The sequence below is a fragment of the Prevotella corporis DSM 18810 = JCM 8529 genome, from assembly GCF_000430525.1.
Classification (GTDB): Bacteria; Bacteroidota; Bacteroidia; order Bacteroidales; family Bacteroidaceae; genus Prevotella; species Prevotella corporis.
In genome coordinates this window covers 1-17,712 of record NZ_AUME01000051.1, presented here as the reverse complement: position 1 = coordinate 17,712, position 17,712 = coordinate 1, and the positions used below count along the sequence as shown (strand labels likewise).

15 protein-coding genes, 1 tRNA gene and 2 pseudogenes are annotated in these 17,712 nt (G+C 44.8%); 6 read left to right on the top strand and 12 right to left on the bottom strand.

Features of this window, described 5'->3' with window-relative positions:
- A partial coding sequence (locus tag H515_RS0109205) for an IS30 family transposase (RefSeq protein WP_154653674.1) occupies positions 1-321 on the top strand: 321 nt, incomplete at its 5' end.
- Here H515_RS0109205 and H515_RS0109200 read toward each other — a convergent pair.
- Together H515_RS0109200 and H515_RS0109195 are read right to left on the bottom strand one after the other, a co-directional pair.
- Entirely contained in the window at positions 314-706 is a 393-nt protein-coding gene (locus tag H515_RS0109200) for a sce7725 family protein (RefSeq protein ID WP_028901872.1), read from the bottom strand. The two genes, H515_RS0109205 and H515_RS0109200, sit on opposite strands and share 8 nt — an antisense overlap.
- Positions 707-712: 6 nt before the next feature.
- Positions 713-1,606, bottom strand: a complete 894-nt coding sequence (locus H515_RS0109195) for a sce7726 family protein (protein WP_161625405.1) — start codon at positions 1,604-1,606, stop codon at positions 713-715.
- Positions 1,607-1,756: 150 nt separating this feature from the next.
- On the opposite strand from H515_RS0109195, the gene H515_RS13795 reads away from it, so the two are divergent.
- The gene (locus H515_RS13795) at positions 1,757-1,996 is read left to right on the top strand and encodes a DDE transposase (protein ID WP_025878138.1); all 240 of its coding nucleotides are present in this window, start codon (positions 1,757-1,759) and stop codon (positions 1,994-1,996) included.
- Positions 1,997-2,796: 800 nt separating this feature from the next.
- Here the strand turns inward: H515_RS13795 and H515_RS14115 are convergent.
- From H515_RS14115 to H515_RS0109165, 5 genes and pseudogenes are all read right to left on the bottom strand, one after another.
- Positions 2,797-3,227: pseudogene (locus H515_RS14115) on the bottom strand (hypothetical protein).
- Between the two features lie 354 nt (positions 3,228-3,581).
- A complete protein-coding gene (locus tag H515_RS0109180; RefSeq protein WP_081410147.1) occupies positions 3,582-4,001 on the bottom strand; it encodes a hypothetical protein in 420 nt (139 codons plus the stop codon).
- Positions 4,002-4,140: 139 nt separating this feature from the next.
- Entirely contained in the window at positions 4,141-4,605 is a 465-nt protein-coding gene (locus H515_RS0109175; protein ID WP_028901869.1) for a DUF1896 domain-containing protein, read from the bottom strand.
- Positions 4,606-4,643: 38 nt separating this feature from the next.
- Complete coding sequence (locus H515_RS0109170; RefSeq protein ID WP_025877841.1) at positions 4,644-5,867, bottom strand: site-specific integrase; 1,224 nt, start codon at positions 5,865-5,867, stop codon at positions 4,644-4,646.
- 314 nt (positions 5,868-6,181) lie between these two features.
- Positions 6,182-6,255, bottom strand: a tRNA-Ile gene (locus tag H515_RS0109165).
- Positions 6,256-6,584: 329 nt separating this feature from the next.
- Here H515_RS0109165 and H515_RS0109160 point away from each other — a divergent pair.
- The 4 genes from H515_RS0109160 to H515_RS0109145 all read left to right on the top strand — a co-directional run bounded on the left by H515_RS0109160 (position 6,585) and on the right by H515_RS0109145 (position 12,072).
- A complete protein-coding gene (locus H515_RS0109160) occupies positions 6,585-7,199 on the top strand; it encodes an HAD family hydrolase (RefSeq protein WP_025877842.1) in 615 nt (204 codons plus the stop codon).
- A 21-nt stretch (positions 7,200-7,220) separates the two neighbouring features.
- Positions 7,221-8,165 carry a bifunctional riboflavin kinase/FAD synthetase gene (locus tag H515_RS0109155; RefSeq protein WP_025877843.1) on the top strand — a complete coding sequence of 315 codons (945 nt, stop codon included), beginning with the start codon at positions 7,221-7,223 and terminating at the stop codon, positions 8,163-8,165.
- Between the two features lie 11 nt (positions 8,166-8,176).
- The gene (locus H515_RS0109150) at positions 8,177-9,010 is read left to right on the top strand and encodes a CPBP family intramembrane glutamic endopeptidase (RefSeq protein WP_025877845.1); all 834 of its coding nucleotides are present in this window, start codon (positions 8,177-8,179) and stop codon (positions 9,008-9,010) included.
- 326 nt (positions 9,011-9,336) lie between these two features.
- Positions 9,337-12,072, top strand: coding sequence for a calcium-translocating P-type ATPase, PMCA-type (locus tag H515_RS0109145; RefSeq protein WP_028901868.1), 2,736 nt, complete (start codon positions 9,337-9,339; stop codon positions 12,070-12,072).
- 434 nt (positions 12,073-12,506) lie between these two features.
- Here H515_RS0109145 and H515_RS0109140 read toward each other — a convergent pair whose 3' ends face one another.
- The 5 genes and pseudogenes from H515_RS0109140 to H515_RS0109120 form a co-directional block, all read right to left on the bottom strand.
- On the bottom strand, positions 12,507-13,385 hold the full coding sequence (locus H515_RS0109140; protein WP_025877847.1) for a hypothetical protein: 879 nt from the start codon (positions 13,383-13,385) through the stop codon (positions 12,507-12,509).
- A 20-nt stretch (positions 13,386-13,405) separates the two neighbouring features.
- Positions 13,406-15,382, bottom strand: a complete 1,977-nt coding sequence (locus H515_RS0109135; RefSeq protein WP_025877848.1) for a TonB-dependent receptor plug domain-containing protein — start codon at positions 15,380-15,382, stop codon at positions 13,406-13,408.
- A gap of 2 nt (positions 15,383-15,384) precedes the next feature.
- Positions 15,385-16,182, bottom strand: a complete 798-nt coding sequence (locus H515_RS0109130) for an HmuY family protein (protein WP_036891688.1) — start codon at positions 16,180-16,182, stop codon at positions 15,385-15,387.
- Between the two features lie 6 nt (positions 16,183-16,188).
- Positions 16,189-16,707 carry a calycin-like domain-containing protein gene (locus tag H515_RS13295; protein WP_025877850.1) on the bottom strand — a complete coding sequence of 173 codons (519 nt, stop codon included), beginning with the start codon at positions 16,705-16,707 and terminating at the stop codon, positions 16,189-16,191.
- 256 nt (positions 16,708-16,963) lie between these two features.
- Positions 16,964-17,287 (bottom strand): annotated as a pseudogene (locus tag H515_RS0109120) (IS1634 family transposase); the annotation flags it as partial.
- Between the last annotated feature and the right edge of the window lie 425 nt (positions 17,288-17,712).

The window sequence follows — 17,712 nt, the reverse complement described above, 5'->3', positions numbered from 1 at the left end:
ACTGTAATACATCTGCTATCTCCATTCAAAGGGCATGTCAAGTCTATTACAACAGACAACGGTACTGAATTCGCTTGCCATGAAATGATAGGAAAAAGCCTTGGTGTCAACATCTATTTTGCCGATCCATACTCTTCATGGCAGAAGGGCGGCATAGAAAATGCAAACGGACTGATTAGGCAATACGTGCCAAAATCAGAAACTTTTGAACATGTCAGCCATCAACAAATCACAAAGTGTTCAAGGAAAATTAACATGAGACCAAGAAAGAAATTAGGATTTAAAACACCATACGAGTGCTTTTACGAACAAATTAAGTAAATTTGCACTTGCTTGTTGAATTCACGTTCATACATACTAACAATGCGTTGTTAAAGCTCTTTAATTGTCCCTTGTTTTCAAGTAGCCATTCGTCACAAAGAAAAGCGGGTCTAAAAGCCAAGCCCTTCTCTGCTGGGTTGTGTAGAAAATCAGATATAAGCTGTGGTGAATCATCATCCGCTATTTCTCCGACGCTAGGATTTACAATCAGATAGGAATGACAGTCGCATTCGGCAAACTTATCATTAGCTAGTTGCAGGGATTTTAAATCTAATCTCACAGGCTCTATAATAGGAATTACAAATTGACGATAACGAGCATCGTCTGATAATCCCCTAAGTGCAAGCAATTCAAATTGGCGACCTCTAAGTAGTGGATAATACATAGCTATCTATTTAAGATTAATTGGTTTGAGCAATTGATTGTACAACTTTTTTCTGAAGTCATCATTACTGCGAAGAGCTAGAAGAGCTTGATTAAGCTCTTGTCGCTTCCTCTTGAAGAAAGAAATTGGTATTCCCCTCTCTTTCAGCACCTCAATAAATAACTTATTCAGTTCGTTTGCAGGGATCTGAGAGAGCTTTTTACCATATAAAGCGAACTGGTTGAAATCTGTCCTACCTTCTATAGAGTATATCCCATAATAGCGGTGTACGATTTCCTTGTACTCTGCAGTGTGCAGGACTTCCATCACCTGTTTTGGATCTAGTTCTGAGCGTTGAATCGAATTTTTCTCTATCGTGAAGGTTCTCTCTTGAGAGCTATACGAAATAAGTCCTATAGGATACTTAGAGGTGAAGGGCTGATAGATAGAAAGGCAACTCTGTGGAACCATCACATATACAGAATTAAACACTCTTAAGTATCGGTCTAATTGAGAGTCTAGTCGATTAGGAGAATCTAGTTCAGTTTTAATCTCTATGCCTACAGAGTGGCCATTGAAAAGGGCTAAGTCAGCTATAACATCTCCTATTCTAAGTTCACTGTAAATGTAGACCTTTTGACAGTCCGAACATAGGTTCAATTGATATAAGCCATAGTTGATGAACTCATTTTTGACGACATATTCGTTGCCATAGTGCGTACGCAAGACATCGTAGATGTAATAATAGTAGTCGCCATAATTCTTCCCCGAAGAAAAAACACGAGAATCGTAAGCGTGTATGAAGTGATTCAACGTAGAGTAGTCCCCTTCATTAGCAAGCTTAGTAATCTCACTTCTAGTTAGCAATTGTGCATAATCCCGAAGCGTCTCCCGATTATATTTTAATCGTACATATGCCATAGCCATCTATCGGTTCTATTGCAAAGATACGAAAAAGGTACGACATAGACAACTTTTTTGAGAGGAAATCAATGAGTTTTTGGAACTATACGGTTCTCTTTTTAGGCTCTTCATAGTCTTCTCAAAACCAAAATCAGCTTTTCATTTATAATGCGTCAACCCCGAGGACTCGTGCTAGAGACCATCACCACTTCGGCAAACACTTTCGACAAGACTCAAATCATTCCTCCAGTTGAAAAGGCAGGATCTCCAGAAGAAACAATGATATTAACCGACAAGGGTTATACCTTCCAAAATAATCGCACAGCTTTGAAGGATCTCAAACTAGAAGATGGTATCATGAACAAGGCTATACGAAGTAAGCCCCTTACACAGAATCAAAAGACTTAGAACGGCTTAATCAGTGGTACTAGATGGAATATTGAACGCACCTTTGGAGTATCATTAACTGGTTTCATGAAAGACGATATCGTTACCGATGTCTTCGTAAAATCCATTATCAAAACCTTATTGAATCGTTGTCGTACAATTTCAAACTTGCGCCCCAGTTGATTATGCAACAAAGCTAATAGAATAGGTAAGAAAACGAAAGTCTTCTGACCTGCTTTCGTTTTCTTCACTCTCTTTCAATCATACGTGCCGTTTGGCATACGGTGGTATAGTTCGTTTTCAAAGCTTGTCTAACCATGTTCGATTAGTTTTGCCTCCCATATTTCTTAATTTTCGCCTCCGATAGACTACGTGCTTAGCTCTATGAGGGTGCTCGCATTAACGTTTTAACCATTACCACTCGTCAGCACTAAACTTCGGAACATACATTCATGATTAACGATACAAATTATTCGGTCCTTCACCCTGTTCTACTCGAGAATGGCTACTTCGACCTCTGCTGACTCCTCGGTATTCGTTGTTACTATCCTTTAGAACAGCCGAGGTCTCACGGGATAAGTCTTACATCTTCCATCGTTTACCTACCTAATTTACGATCAAGGTTACGGTTGCTTTTAGGAACTTCACTGCGTGTTGCCAGCAGATCCGCTTGATACGCCTTAGTATTAGGTTTCTTCTTATGGGGCTTCTGTAGATTGGACACAAACAAAGGTTCTATCATCGCACGTCTATTAAGGTATTCTGCTATCGTTCGGGTAAATTGTTCTGCACCTGTTATTGTCATATCGGTATTAGAGCTGTTAGTACTTGGGTATTTCTACGATTTGGTTGATAGGTCCATAGAGGTAGATGCGTAGGCTGGTACGGTATGAAGCATAGTACTATGTCCACTGTCCGTGTTGATTGGCGAAGCACTTCTTCAATACATCGATGAAGTCAAATCGCCATCTTTGTAGAGGTACTTCAGAGGGGAAGTGGATATTGTTATTCACCGCTTTACAGAGCCAATCCTTATCCTCACTGCTCATTTGCTCTTCACGATAAAGCTTTGCTCTCAGGAGATATACAGAGCTGTCACAAAGGCTTTTCAATGGGAGTACGTCCCGATGGACGAACTTGTAGCCAACGCCTGCTCACTTTGTTCAAACTTAGAACTTATGCGGTAATGAGAGGAGGTGCAGTATCCTTTTTCTGCCATCGAATATCTGTTGTTTACTTTCCGCTTAATCATAAGAGAACTTTTTTTATGCGTTCAAAGATCGGAGTATGCTGATTCCTTTTTCAAGCAAAAACAAGGTAGCGGGGCGAGGCTGACACAAGGCTTTTTCGGAAAATACTACCCGTAGGTGTGGAGATTTTCCAGACAAACCAAGCGGCACAGACCTTTTGAAAGCCACAAGCCCCGTATTACCTTTGCGGATAAAAAGGGAACAGCATCCGCTTCTCCTTGTCACCGCATATCGTGGAGCATTGGAAAAGAAGCAAAAGTGCAACGCTCGTAGTGGAATATAGAAAAGGTGGCTATCTCAAAATGCGAGATAACCACCTGATGAAATAAAACGAAGGTTTTACAGAGCTGTGCTTCTCAAAGCACGCAGAGCAGGATGGCACAGAGAATCGCCAGCCAGAAGAGAATGCTCAGCAGCGTAAATGCCACTTTCAGAATTACCCTGACTATAAAGCGTAGTATCAGAAAGCCTGCAATGGCTGACACGACAGTTACGACTTGTGGCGTTACTATCTTTGAGGTCAGCCAAATGGCACCGATAACGATAGAAAGCAGGATTGCGAGTTCGATGAAGCGTGTCCAACCGAAGCGGCGGACTTGCTTGGGAGAAGTCGGCTGCTGCTTGTTCTTATCGGTTTTGTTCGATGCGTCTGCCTTGATGAAGGCAGGTGTGTGAACGATTTCGTTAAGCCGTGAGGACAATGGAAGCTCGCTTCTATTGTCTCGGCGAGAAATCGCACTTTTAAGAACGTCTTGATTCATGATGATTGTATTCATATAGGAGTTTTTTATAGTTTCAAGAGCAGTTACAAGATGCGCAGACTACACAAAGACAAGTGTTTGTAAAACTCTTGGCGTGTGGAGTGGAGCGTTTATCTTGGCTCTTGACACTACAAAAGCTCCAGATGGTGCTACATCAAGTCATGTTCTCACCGCCTACGGTTGGCAGACCATTGACCTCTATGAGCAGAACGATAGTCCCTGTCAGTTCGGTGTAGAGTTTCTCATACTCTGGAGTTGCGCCAAAGTCGTCTGTCAGTTCATACTTGTCGAAAACGCTTTGCACAGCCTTATTCTTCAGAAGCATTGGTGTTAGTCTTTCGGGGAGTGGAGAGGGCAGTTCTTTCTCGAACTCATTCTCCAAGACAGACACAAGTGTATCATACTTTGAAAAATGCAGTCCTTGATGCAACACTTCGTTTGCCATACTCTCCGCTTCGGGATGCGAGAAGCCTTGTGCCACTGCATCGCAGTAGGTGGAAAGTGCTTCATCGGCTCTTGCCGTTATGAATGGTTTGTCACCCAGCAGTTCTGGAAAATGCTCACTCAAATAGTTCTCCAACTTCAGACGGAAGTAAGATAGTTCTTTCTTGGTTTCCATAAATCTTTTATTTTAGGGTTATACGTTTTATTATATTATCAGATGCCCATCGCCTTATTGAACTTGCCGAGTTTGTCAGCAAGCTGTTCCATGTCATGCTCCACTTTCTTATTGGTTATGCGGGCATAAATCTGTGTTATTCTGATGTTCGTATGTCCGAGCATCTTAGACACAGACTCCATTGGAACCCCTTTGGTAATAGACATAGTGGCGAAAGTATGTCTTGCCATGTGGAAGGTGAGATTCTTCTTGATTCCACAAAGGTCGGCAATTTCTTTCAAATATGAATTGATACGTTGATTGCTCATCATTGGAAATACCTTTCCGCCTTTTCTGTTAATGTCATAATACTTTCTTATGATGGCAAGGGGAATATCCAGCAGCATGACATTTTCATCTACGCTTGTCTTATACCTCTTTGTGATAAGCCACTGTCTGTCTTCGACAGTAACAATCTTATCGTAGGTAAGATTATATACGTCAATGTAGGCTAATCCTGTGAAGCAGGAAAAAATAAAAATATTCTTTACTAACTCCAGTCTTTCTATGTCAAAGTGTTTCTTCATAATACGGAGAACCTCTTCTTCTGTGAGATAACCACGATCTACCAACTCGTAGTGTAGTTTGTGGTTTGCAAACGGATCATGCATAATAAGTCCTCTGTTCCTCGCATAGTTCACGACCGTCTTCAAGTTTCTCAATTTCTTGGTGGTAGTATTATGTGCCCCGCCTACAACTGAGGTCAGATACAATTCAAAGTCTTGGACAACAGCACTTGTTAGTTCTGACAACCCAATGTCCCTGCGGTGATATTTTGCCTGTAGGAAGCTTTGAAAGTTCTGCCTCACCACCTTGTACTTATAAAACGTTCCCTTTGTCAGCGTCTTGCCAACTTGTTGCGTGATGGAGTCAATATATTTATCAAAGACAGGGAGAAAAGTTGTAAATTCCTTATCTGTTCCAAGAAACACTGACCTGATAAGATCTAAGGACAAGCTTTCAGAGGTTTCATATTTCCTATAGATCTGCATCAAAGTTGTTGTCAGTGCATCTATTGATGCATTGACGGAGAGAGCTTCAGCCGTTCTACCGATCATTCTGCTGGTTTTGTTGCTCCATTTAGATTTATCCACGAAAATTTTAGTGGATCCAAGATTAGCCATTTCGCCTCCGAGATACATTCGGAGCATTACAGGCGATTTTCCTTCTTTGTTCTCGTAGTTGGAACGTAGGTAGTAGGACACCTTGAAAGTAGTTTTCATAACGCATCATTTTTTAGTGTAGCTTTCTTGGCTACAAAGTTCAACATAAATTGTTGAAAACGAGATATTTGTATGCCGTCAATTAGGTAGTCATTTTCCATTCACTGCTACATTTTTTTGAGAGCCTGCTTTTGTGTAGCAGTTTCTGTAGCAGAAAATGACCGAGTGATGACTATCAAAAGGTATGGTTTGGCAGTCAAGCGGATAGGGATAAAAAACAAAAAAATCGCTGTAAAACCTTGATTTTACAGCGATTATCCTTGTTTTGAAGGCTAAAATAACGTGTTGCTTGACGTCCTCTTGAAACCTCTTTGTGGACCAGCCTGGGCTTGAACCAGGGACCTCCAGATTATGAGTCTGTTGCTCTAACCAACTGAGCTACAAGTCCGGGAATTCTGGGAATTCGGCTGCAAAGATAATCAATAAAACTGAAAAATGTGAAGTGGGGGGCGATATTTTTGGCGTTTTAACACATTTTGAGTACGCCATGATAGGCATTACGGGCGATTTGGCGTATCTTTGCAAGATAATTGCAGCGAAGAAAAGTGAAGATTCGCACTGTTAAGATGGCAGAATCACTATCTTTGTGGTGATGAATAACAATCTGTTAGAAGCCGACTTGCAATCTCTGACGTTTCGATTTGGGCTGACTGGTATGAGGATTGGTGGCTTCAGAACTAACGGGCAACAGAGTGAAAAAGCAGAAAAGAAATTAGAATGCAGAAAGACATTAAGAATATCATCTTCGATTTGGGTGGTGTGCTCGTTGGTTTGGATGGGCAACGCTGCATTGACGCTTTCATGAAGATTGGCGGAGATAAAATCGCAGATGTCATACGGAGGCATCAATCGGAGAGTTTGTTTTTCGATACCGAGGTGGGCAATATCACTCCGGCTATTTTCTGCGATAGAATCCGTGAAATGTCGGGTTTGGACTTGTCGAACAAAGCGATTCTCTGGGCTTGGAACGAGCTTTTGACAGGCATTCCGACGCAGAAAATCATCCGTCTGTTGAAATTGCGGAAGCGGTATAACGTCTATCTGCTGTCGAACACAAACGATATGCACTGGCAGAAATGCGCTGATGATTTCTTTCCTTTTGCTGGGCATGTTGTTGCCGACTATTTCGACGAGGTGTTCCTTTCTTACGAGTTGCATCAGCTAAAGCCTTCGGAAGCGATATTCAAAACAGTACTGGAACGGGCTGGTATTGATGCGGCTACGACGCTTTTCATCGATGACTCGGCAGAAAACTGTGCGAGTGCCGGTGCGTTGGGGATTCAGGCCTTTTTAAATGAGAGTCCCGATGACTGGCTGCAATTGCCTTTGTAGTTGTTTGATTAGAAAAAACGAATGAGAATAATATATCTGGATAGTATTGACAAATTGACGATTTCCCCATCTGTGGCCACCATTGGCTTTTTCGACGGTGTGCATCGGGGGCATCGGTTTCTCATCGACCATGTGGTGAAAATGGCCCGTTCTTCGGGTCTGGAGGCTACTGTCATAACCTTCGACCGGCATCCCCGTCAGGTGCTGCATGCTGACTATCAGCCCCAAATGCTCTCGACGCTCGATGAGAAGCTGGCGCATCTTCGGCAAACAGCATTGGACAATGTCGTTGTGTTGCATTTCGACGAACAGTTGGCCCGGCTCTCGGCGAGGGATTTCATGGCCAGTGTTCTGCTTAGGCAGCTGAACGTGCGCAAACTCGTCATGGGCTACGACAACAGATTCGGGCACAACCGTGCCGAGACTTTCGACGACTACGTGCGCTATGGTGCAGAATTGGGCATCGAGGTCGTGGCGGATACGGCCCTTGCTATTGATGAGGTCAATGTGAGCTCGTCGGTCGTGCGCAGGTTTGTCGAGTCGGGCAATCTGCCGATGGCCAATGCCTGTCTCGGCTACCCCTATCAGATACAGGGGGTGGTCGTGCCAGGCCTTCAGAATGGGCGCAAGATGGGTTTCCCAACGGCAAATATAGATGTTTCCGGAACTGGCAAATTGCTGCCTGAATCGGGTGTCTATGCGGTGAGAGTGCGGCTGGAGGATAATGAAACTCCCCTCGGTGGGATGATTAATATTGGCATTAGGCCCACTTTCAACGGCAAGAAGATGTCGATGGAGGTGCATTTGTTCGATTTCGACGGCAATTTGTATGGCAAACGCCTGTCGGTGACTTTCTTCAAGCGCATCCGTGGCGAGCGTAAATTTAATAGTATGGAAGCTCTTTCACGGCAGTTGGCCGATGATAAACGGGTGATAGAGGCTTTTTTAGAGTCTGTTGACAAATAAAATATGATAGAATGGATAAACAGAGCATTTTGAAACCAATTCTCTATGTTGTATTGTATTTGGCAGTTTTCATGTTGTTGCTGAATGTTTTTCAGTTGATAGCCGTTTATGCCTTTTCCTATTTGGAGCATATCAATGTGAATCGGGTTTTTGCTGGAATGAAAACAGGGCGGTATAGTTCGGTCTTGGTGGTGGGCAACGTATTCAGCAGTTTGACAACCATAGTGCTGTTTGCCAGGCTGCGGTGGACAGTTGTCACCCCCGACTATCTCCGCTCGAAGCCTTTTGGGGTGATGTTTTGGGCGGCGATGCTGTCGCTCGGCTCTATATTGCCCCTTGAGTTCATCTATGAGAAGATGCAGCTGACCATGCCTGAAGGCTCGCGCCAGCTTTTTGAAGGTGTGATGAAAGAGTCTTGGGGCTATCTGGTGATTGGAGTCTTGGTTCCCGTTGCTGAAGAATTCGTCTTTCGTGGTGCCATCCTTCGCAGCCTCCTTGGTCTTTTTGGCAAGAAATGGACTTGGCTGGCTATTGCGCTCTCAGCATTGATTTTTGGAGCTATCCATTTCAACATGGCGCAAGGGCTGCATGCCTTTGTTGCGGGTATAGTTTTAGGATGGATGTACGCACGCACGAGCAGCGTGGTGCCAGGAATAGTTTTCCACTGGGTCAATAACACCGTTGCCTATCTGATATTTAATTTAATGCCACAAATGTCTGATGGCCAGCTCATCGACCTTTTCCATAGCAATGACCGAGTGATGATGGCAAGCCTATTGTTCTCACTATGTATTCTTGTGCCGGCCCTGTTCCAGTTGGCAGTGAGAATGAAACGGTCAGCCTGATTCATTTCTGTGTGGCGTGTTAGCTATCACGTTCCGAAAGCTTAGGTTTCGCACGGCAAAAGGTGAACTATTGTCGTGCGAAAGGTGACCTTTTGTAATGTGTCTGTATGTTGTTGATAATCAGATGTCGGTAAAATTAAAAAGAATGACCTCTCCATCGGTTAAATTTGATTGCGATTTCCTGTTTCCATTACAGGGCTAATCCATCGTTAAACCATTCGTCCTAGGAGTCATGAACGACCATCTGACCTTAAAAATTGCTTTTGTCAAGAATAAAATGCAGAGTTAGCGAGATAATTATTATCTTTGCAGGAGATTCATTTTTTATGGAACGCAAACATCATTATGAGGGGCTAAGCGAACAAGAGGTCCTTCAGAGCAGATTAAAGTTTGGGGAAAATGTTTTGACACCACCTGCGCAGACACCAGTTTGGAAGCGCTTCGTGGTCAAGTTCTGCGACCCACTGATAGTGATTCTCTTGGTGGCCGGAGTCTTGTCGATAGGTATTTCCTTTTACGAATATTTCGGGCTGCACGAGGGAACGCAGGTGTTCTTCGAGCCTGTGGGCATTTTCATTGCCATACTCCTTGCAACTGGTTTGGCATTCTTCTTCGAGGAGAAGGCCAACCGTGCATTTTCCATCTTGAATCAGGTCAACGACGATGAGGCTGTCGAGGTCATCAGAAATGGCAACACCACGAAAGTAGCCAAGCGTGAAATTGTGGTTGGCGACCTTGTTCTGCTCGATACAGGGGCCGATGTTCCCGCCGACGGTGAGCTGCTTGAGGCTGTTTCGCTGAACGTTGACGAATCGACGCTGACTGGTGAGCCAGTATGCCACAAGAGTTCGTCTGCCGACGATTTCGACAGTGAGGCGACGTTCCCGACCAACCATGTCATGCGTGGAACGAAGGTCATGGAAGGGCATGGCCTTTTCAGAGTGGAGAAGGTGGGGGATGCGACAGAAAACGGCAAGGTCTTTGTGGCCGCACAGATTGACAACAGTGTGAAAACACCGCTGACCGAGCAGTTGGACAGGCTTGGCAGACTCGTCACGTGGGGCAGTTACGGCTTTGCCGGACTCATTCTGGTAGGTCGCATTATCATGTTCTTTACAGAATATGCCCTCGACTGGATTCATTTCCTTCAATATTTGCTCGACACCATCATGATTTGCGTCACCCTCATCGTGGTGGCCGTTCCCGAAGGATTGCCCATGGCGGTGACGTTGAGCCTCGCCTACTCAATGAGGCGGATGCTCAAGACCAACAATCTGGTGAGGAAGATGCACGCCTGCGAGACGATGGGGGCTACAACGGTCATCTGTACCGACAAGACCGGAACGCTCACACAAAATCAGATGCGGGTGTATGCCATGCGTTCCGATGACAAGGGAACAACGGGACAAATGCTCATGAGGGAGGGAATAGCGGTGAACTCCACTGCATCGCTCGACCTTTCGGATGTTGAGAAGCCCGTGGCGTTGGGCAATCCCACAGAGGGAGCTCTTCTGTTGTGGCTCCGCGATCAGAAAACAGACTACAGGAAATTGCGCTCCGAAGCGGAAATCATCGACGAACTGCCCTTCTCGACCGAGCGGAAGTATATGGCCACTCTGGTGAGGTCGTCACTACTGCCAGGTAAGACTATCTTATATATAAAAGGTGCGACGGACATCATTCGCCATTTCTGTACTTCTATCTCAGGAAACATCACTTGGGAGGAAATCATGGAGCAACTGCTGGCTTGGCAGAATCAGGCCATGCGCACACTGGGATTCGCCTGTATGGTCATTCCCGACGAAAAGGCCGATGACCTGAAGGCTGGCATCATTCCGGCAATCATGCAAGGAAAGACATCCGTTGATGTGGCGTTTACCTTTCTCGGAATTGTGGCCATATCTGATCCTGTGCGCAAGGAAGTACCGGCTGCCGTGAAGGAATGTATCGACGCTGGAATAGGAGTGAAGATAGTCACGGGCGACACACCCGGAACAGCTAAGGAAATAGGCCGGCAGGTGGGTCTTTGGTCCGATGCCGACGGCGAAAGGGCCGTCATCACAGGTCAGGAGTTCGCCTCGCTGACCGACGCCGAGCTGCAGGCGCGCGTGCTCGACCTCAAAATCATAGCTCGTGCCCGGCCGATGGACAAGAAACGGCTTGTGGAGACGTTGCAGGCGATGAACCAAGTGGTGGCCGTCACTGGCGACGGTACGAACGACGCTCCGGCATTGAAGGCTGCACACGTGGGATTGTCGATGGGCGATGGGACGAGTGTTGCCAAAGAGGCTTCCGATATTACCATTATCGACAACTCATTCCATTCCATCGGGCGTGCCGTGATGTGGGGACGAAGCCTTTATCAGAACATCCAACGTTTCATCCTCTTCCAGCTAACGGTCAATGTCGTGGCCTGTTTCATCGTCCTCGCCGGTGCGTTCATGGGGACACAGAGCCCGCTCACGGTCACTCAGATGCTATGGGTGAACCTAATCATGGATACTTTCGCAGCTATGGCGTTGGCTTCGCTGCCTCCTACGGAAAAGGTGATGCGCGACAAGCCGCGCGACAGGAAGGCTTTTATCATCACCCGGCCCATGACAATCAACATTCTGGCCGTTGGCGGATTTTTCTTCGTTACGCTTTTGATATTCCTTTATATCCTTGAGCATGCCACTATCACGCAGATGGCCGACTTTTTCCATCTGAAAGTTGGCTTCTATAAGCACATGAGCCCCTATGAGTTGAGCCTCTTCTTTACTGTTTTCGTCATGTTGCAGTTTTGGAATATGTTCAATGCAAGGGCCTACGCTACGGGAAGGAGCGCTTTTCATTTCAAAGATTGTAAGGGATTCGGCACAATCGTGCTGTTTATATTGATTGGTCAGGTTCTCATCGTTGAGCTGGGCGGGCAGATGTTTAACGTTACACCATTGCTTTGGCAAGACTGGGGCTTCATTATTATATCAACGTCGGCTGTTCTGTGGGTTGGCGAATTTGTGCGACTGTTCTCTTGCAGAACGAGACGGAAGATGGGCAACAAGAACAGTGTGTCAGATTGAAGAAGTGGCTGGTTGAAAGCCTTTCCGAACATACATCATAAATTGATAAGCTGGTACTCTTTGATTAATGATAGTTAAGTAAAAAAAAAATGACGTATGGCTATTGCTATTGTTGAATAGTTACTACCATCATAAAATTACTTTAAGTTTTGGTCAAGCCACCTTCTTTGTACTCTGTGCATCTCTCTCACACTGGAAAAAGAAAATAACTCTATTAAGAAGAACAAGCATTATCCCTAAATTTCTAAATATACAATATGAATTGCAAACTTAGAGATTTAGGCTTGTTTGAGAACAGGGGAAGGCCTGCTTCAAAATAGCGGCTGAATTTTGTGGCTTTGTAAAGAAAATTCTGATCCGTGAGGAGTGGGGGCAGATACAAGTGCCAAGCCCCACTGAGGGGCTAGGATATGTCTGATTTTATTCTGTTTGTCTTAATGCTTTTTCTTTCTGCCAGAATACCATAGATAGAGAGCGAGCGAAGTGAAGCCCAAGAGGATAGCACCCATTTGCCAACCGTATTTCCAAGGCTCAATCCAAAATTCGTGAAAGAAGTTGATGCGACCGAGCATTTCTACGGGTGTCCACAGCACAATGACCGTAGCAATGGAAAAACGAATGTTGCTTCCCCATGCAGCCAACTTGAGTTGGCGCCTGAACATGAATATGGCACCGATGAAACAACCTAATCCCACAAGGAATGTTACGGGGTGATGGTCGCCAAGGAAGTTCTTGTCGTAACAGAACATGAGCAACAAATACGATGCCCACAGAATCATGACCAACTCCATAAACGTGACGATAGCTGTGTGGCGGGTCATTGGTCTTGACACGATGAGTTCCTTGCGATGGCGGAAGAGTTTTTTCTGAAACCATGTAATGAACAAACAACCATTCTTGGTGCTGAAGAAATACATCGTCATGATCATTATCCACATTCCGAATGTAGCCGGAAGTATGAGATATTCAGGCTTTGTCACTACTACACCATTCTCTATTTCGGGCTGAACGCCGTACCTGCGGGCATAATAAAGAAAGAGAAACTCTATCCAGCCCGTCCAGAAAAGCAGTCCGCCAATGAGTCCCCAAAGTGTTTGTCGGGTATCGCCTTTCACGAAAACTCCGCCTACCACAATCATCAATCCGAAAAATCCCATTGCAAAAGCAGCATAGTGCATGCTTACGGGATCCATGAATTTCTCCATAATGAGCATGAGCGCATGTCCCAACGGCATAGTGAAGAGCACCAAGAGGAACGATGCAATCGTGCGCCACCAGTGGTTTTTCCTTTCAGTTTTACTTGTTGGTTCCATTTATATTTCAATGTTTTTGTTTAAAAAAGTTTGTCAATGTCTACCGAAAGTCCTATTATCAGACTCATGCCATCGGTAAGCGGACAATTCAAATAATAATATTCTGGCTTGTAATTCAAGAGATTGTCTATTGTTGTCGTCACCTTGAAGGCCTTGCCAATGCGGTGCGTCATGGACAGTTTCCATAAGCTGTATGCCGGATAGTGAATGTTGGCAGTTCCTTTGGAAATGTCGTAGTAGTTGACATATTCCTTGCTATCCACCGCCGACAGACATCTTCCGTCGAGACCGATATTGATTGCATAGTTCCCCGTAAAGGTATGATCCCAATCCGCATGTGCAGTCAGCGAGTGTTTGCGTGCCGGAATGTACTGATTGTTGATGGTGTTGCCGTCTTTGTCCTTGGGTAGTAGCTCGTTTACATAGGCATACGAGAGTCGTACAGAAATTCCATTACACCATCGTGCCTGTATGGTTGCATCGAAGCCCGTTACGTTGTAGTTGGCAAGATTTATGTAGGGCAGTCGGGGCTGTTTGTCGGCTGCGTCGGCATAGTAGGGCGCTCCCGTTGCTATCTTGTTGGTTACGTAGTTGTAATATCCGCTCGTTGTGAGCGTATAGCGGCCCTTTGTGTATTCAGCCGAGAGATTGAAGTTGTGGCTGTGCTCGGGCTTCAAGTTCTGATTGCCTTCTACAATCCAAATGCCACTCATGTCGAAGTTGTAATATTTCTCCTTGAGCGTGGGTGCACGGAATCCCATGCCGTATCCCAAACGAATGTTGAAGTTTCGTATCGGTGTGTAGCGCAGGTTTATTTTGGGTGTAAGCTGCGAGATATTGTGATCGGAAAAGAAGTCGTAGCGCAGTGCTCCCACCAATTCCCAAGCCTTGTCTATATTCCAATCATATTGTACGAAGGCGTCGAAGGCGTCTTGTTTTCTTTCCTTTCCTTCCAGGTGCGTGTTCAAAATATAATCGTGCATGTAGTCGGCGCCTGCGGAAAGCACGTCTTCCCCTCGCAAGTTGAGTGTGTATAAGAGTCGGACGGAGTTCTGCACATTTGAATAGTTGCGAATATCGAGCTTGTTTTTCGTTTGATAAATCGACTTGTCGTATTGGTCGAAAGCATAATTAGCGGTCAGCTGTCCGCCTTTTCCGAGATTCCATTCGCTGGAAAGTCCACCACTGAAAGCCCTGTAATGTTCTGGAAGATCTGCTTCTCTTACCAAGCTGCGAAAGAAATACCCTGCGCGTGCGCTTAGCAGTAGGTTTTCTGAAGGCTTGTAAGTAAGTTTGTTTTTGGCGCTCCATACATTGTCGCCATAAATCGTTGTCACTACTCTTGTCACGGGATTGTCGCCCCCGTGTACATCGTAGTTGTCGGTCTTGTTTTTCACCAGCGCAAAATGGTTGTTCCATTTTCTGCCACCTTGTAGCCAAGCCAATCTGTAACGTTGTTCACCATGCTTTCCCCATCGTCCGTTTACGTTCATGGCAAACTTCCGTGTGGCTTTCTTGGTAATGATATTTACCACTCCTCCGTTGGCATTCGATCCGTAAAGCGCCGATGCTGCACCCTTTACTATTTCTATGTGATCTACGTTATCCATTCCTATGCGGGCAAAGTCCACGTTGTCCATCGTTTCGCCTGCCAATCGCTCGCCGTCAACGAGAATGAGAACATTCTGTCCTCCGAACCCGGAGAGGTTGAGATGTACCTGTTGGTTCATGGCATAGCTGAACTCCACACCCGGCATTACCTGTTGAAGCAAATCCTTGAGGTCGGTTGCGTCAGCTTTTTGTATGTCCTTTTGCGATATTACCTGCGTGAGTACGGGTGTTTGGGCAAGAAGTTTCGGCGTGCGTGTGCCCGTTACAACCACCTGTTCCAAGTCCACATTGCGCCAGATGGAGTCTGCTGGAATGTTGTCGTCGCAATGTGCAGGCATGGCAGATAGCATGAGTAGCAGCGACGATAATATGGTTTTTCCCCTCATTGTCAATACGGATATTTGTAATTGATGGTTAATTGGCATTTTACACCTTTTTCGTTCATGTAGTTTTCCAGCTGTACGGCAGCGCATTTGCCGTTTTTTAGTCTGAGGATGAATATGTGATTGTTGTGTGTGAACACAGGTGGGAAGGGCGGAATGCTTATCTGCAGCCACGACGATAATAACGGATTGGTCTTTATTCCCTGGCATTTTATGATTTCGTTCAGCATTTCCGTTCGATCTACCCATACCTTATTTTCGCTCCATTCATCGGGGGTGAAAGCTGCGTCGGCAAAGGCTTCGCTGCTTTCTGGCAAGTCTTCCATCCTTGTGTATTGGGTTTCAAGCACCTCGCCTTCGTTTGTGCGCACATTATTGCGGTGAACCGCCATGCTCCACGACTTTGGTTCGGGTTGTTTTTCCGTAGCTGTAAAAGCGCGACACTCATTGTGCAAGAGTCCTTTCCCAAGCACGTCAAACCAATAGGTATAGATACCGATGCGATGGTTGTCAGTCTTTTTAGTTGGTTCTTTAGGTATCGGATAGGCCTTAAAAGTGGTTTGCAAACGATGCAGTGCAGCTGCGTCTTCTCCCGATTCTGCCATCGCCAGCGAGTCGAAGTCCATATAGTACCAATCTGTCCAACTTGTGGCATCTATTCGCATTTGATGGGCGCGTAGTGCCGGTGCTTCTGGCATCTCGTCGTAAATGCCGTCGAGTATGCCGTTGCAGGCTGTGGTGGTCAATAGGAGACCACAGCCAGCAACAAACATTAAAAGAGAATAGAATGTTCTTTCTCTCATGCGGGCTTACTTCTTTCCGATGAATTTCTCGGTGATAGGGAATGGCATTGAACCTTCAAATTTATAGTCGTTCTGAACTACAACGCCGCCTTTCCCATTTAAGGTTACGACAATGTTGCCCGATTTAAACTTGTAAGGCTTGTTGATAGTTGTTACGCCATCTTTCTGGCACTTGAAAGTTACCTCCAGGCCATCTTTTGAATAATCCTTTATGTAGCTTTTCTTTGCTGCGTCGTATTCCAATCCTTTGATGGTGTAGCTTCCAAGTGTCAAATCGCCCATTACAGTGTTGGTGTAAGTTTCCTGTGGCACCATCAGGTCTATGGTATTGTTGCCACTTGCTTTTAGCACATAAGTGAGATTTTCAGCCTTGTACGAAGCCATTGCGCCCACACTGAGTTCCACCGTCCCTTTGTAAGCACCCGAAATCTCGTCTTTTGGTTCGTCGTTATCCTTGCTGCATGAACTAAAGCCTAAAATAACTGCTGCCACAAGGGCAAAAACGATGAATTTTTTCCTTTTCATTTCTTCCGTTTTTTTTTAATGTTAATGTTGTTTTTTTCAGCTGCAAAGTTATTACTTTATAAATTAGCAAGCAATACCTACAAATAATGATTTCCCCGTGCAAAATCCTAATTTGTATCATTATCTTTTTGTATTGTTTGACCTCTTGTTTGTACGCCTAAAGCCGAACAAACTGAGATGTCTGTCTGGTTCATTTTGCAGACTGGATTTTTGTGTTAGGTGTTTAAAGGCGCAAATTGTAGGCTGGTTTTATTCAGTATATTTTTGAGAGATCAACATCTTCGTCAAAACGGTGTTTTTAGATATTCAACCGGGGCAGCCTTGCTCGTCGGATATGTCAGGCGATCTTATTCACGCTCACGGTCACACGCTTCACGCTCCTCACCATACAAATCGAGTTGCGGATGGACCAGGATTCTTCTTTGGAAATCCACTCTTTTGCTTCATTGACAAGATTTTCGACCTTCCTTTCATTATATGCTACTCCAATTGTGGAAAGTTTCTTCATCTTGCCACCAATTTTCTCAACAACAATAACTCCGATTGTGCTGGGTGGATATTTCTTTTTGCAGACAAACATGGTTAAGATATCCTTCGTATCACCCGATATTAGGTGACACAAAGATACAAATATTGTATATCAACTAGTTCAAAATACATATTTTTGAGTTTCATAGTCCGGAAAAAGGAAAATTCAACTTTTTTTAAATTATTTCCCGAAAAAGTTTGGAGCGTATGATATTTTGTTATACCTTTGCACTCGCTTTCGCAATAAATTTTGCGTTTGCGTTTAAAAGTTGTTCTTTGAAAGATTTACATAGACAGAGAAGTAGTACAAGAAGCGTCCGCTTTTTTTAGCGGACGGGTAAATGAAACGAACCGATCAATTCCGGCTTTGCCGTTTCCTTTTAGGTGCGGCATGACCAAGATTCGGAAAGGTGTTTTGATTTAGACTTCAATGAATGGATATTCATCCTTGATAACAGAGACAGATCAGGCTTCGTC

Bases quoted from the DNA above. Each gene is read 5' to 3' on its own strand.
- H515_RS0109200 (WP_028901872.1), bottom strand. From the start codon at position 706: ATGTATTATCCACTACTTAGAGGTCGCCAATTTGAATTGCTTGCACTT.
- H515_RS0109195 (WP_161625405.1), bottom strand. From the start codon at position 1,606: ATGGCATATGTACGATTAAAATATAATCGGGAGACGCTTCGGGATTAT.
- H515_RS13795 (WP_025878138.1), top strand. From the start codon at position 1,757: ATGCGTCAACCCCGAGGACTCGTGCTAGAGACCATCACCACTTCGGCA.
- H515_RS0109180 (WP_081410147.1), bottom strand. From the start codon at position 4,001: ATGAATACAATCATCATGAATCAAGACGTTCTTAAAAGTGCGATTTCT.
- H515_RS0109175 (WP_028901869.1), bottom strand. From the start codon at position 4,605: ATGGAAACCAAGAAAGAACTATCTTACTTCCGTCTGAAGTTGGAGAAC.
- H515_RS0109170 (WP_025877841.1), bottom strand. From the start codon at position 5,867: ATGAAAACTACTTTCAAGGTGTCCTACTACCTACGTTCCAACTACGAG.
- H515_RS0109160 (WP_025877842.1), top strand. From the start codon at position 6,585: ATGCAGAAAGACATTAAGAATATCATCTTCGATTTGGGTGGTGTGCTC.
- H515_RS0109155 (WP_025877843.1), top strand. From the start codon at position 7,221: ATGAGAATAATATATCTGGATAGTATTGACAAATTGACGATTTCCCCA.
- H515_RS0109150 (WP_025877845.1), top strand. From the start codon at position 8,177: ATGGATAAACAGAGCATTTTGAAACCAATTCTCTATGTTGTATTGTAT.
- H515_RS0109145 (WP_028901868.1), top strand. From the start codon at position 9,337: ATGGAACGCAAACATCATTATGAGGGGCTAAGCGAACAAGAGGTCCTT.
- H515_RS0109140 (WP_025877847.1), bottom strand. From the start codon at position 13,385: ATGGAACCAACAAGTAAAACTGAAAGGAAAAACCACTGGTGGCGCACG.
- H515_RS0109135 (WP_025877848.1), bottom strand. From the start codon at position 15,382: ATGAGGGGAAAAACCATATTATCGTCGCTGCTACTCATGCTATCTGCC.
- H515_RS0109130 (WP_036891688.1), bottom strand. From the start codon at position 16,182: ATGAGAGAAAGAACATTCTATTCTCTTTTAATGTTTGTTGCTGGCTGT.
- H515_RS13295 (WP_025877850.1), bottom strand. From the start codon at position 16,707: ATGAAAAGGAAAAAATTCATCGTTTTTGCCCTTGTGGCAGCAGTTATT.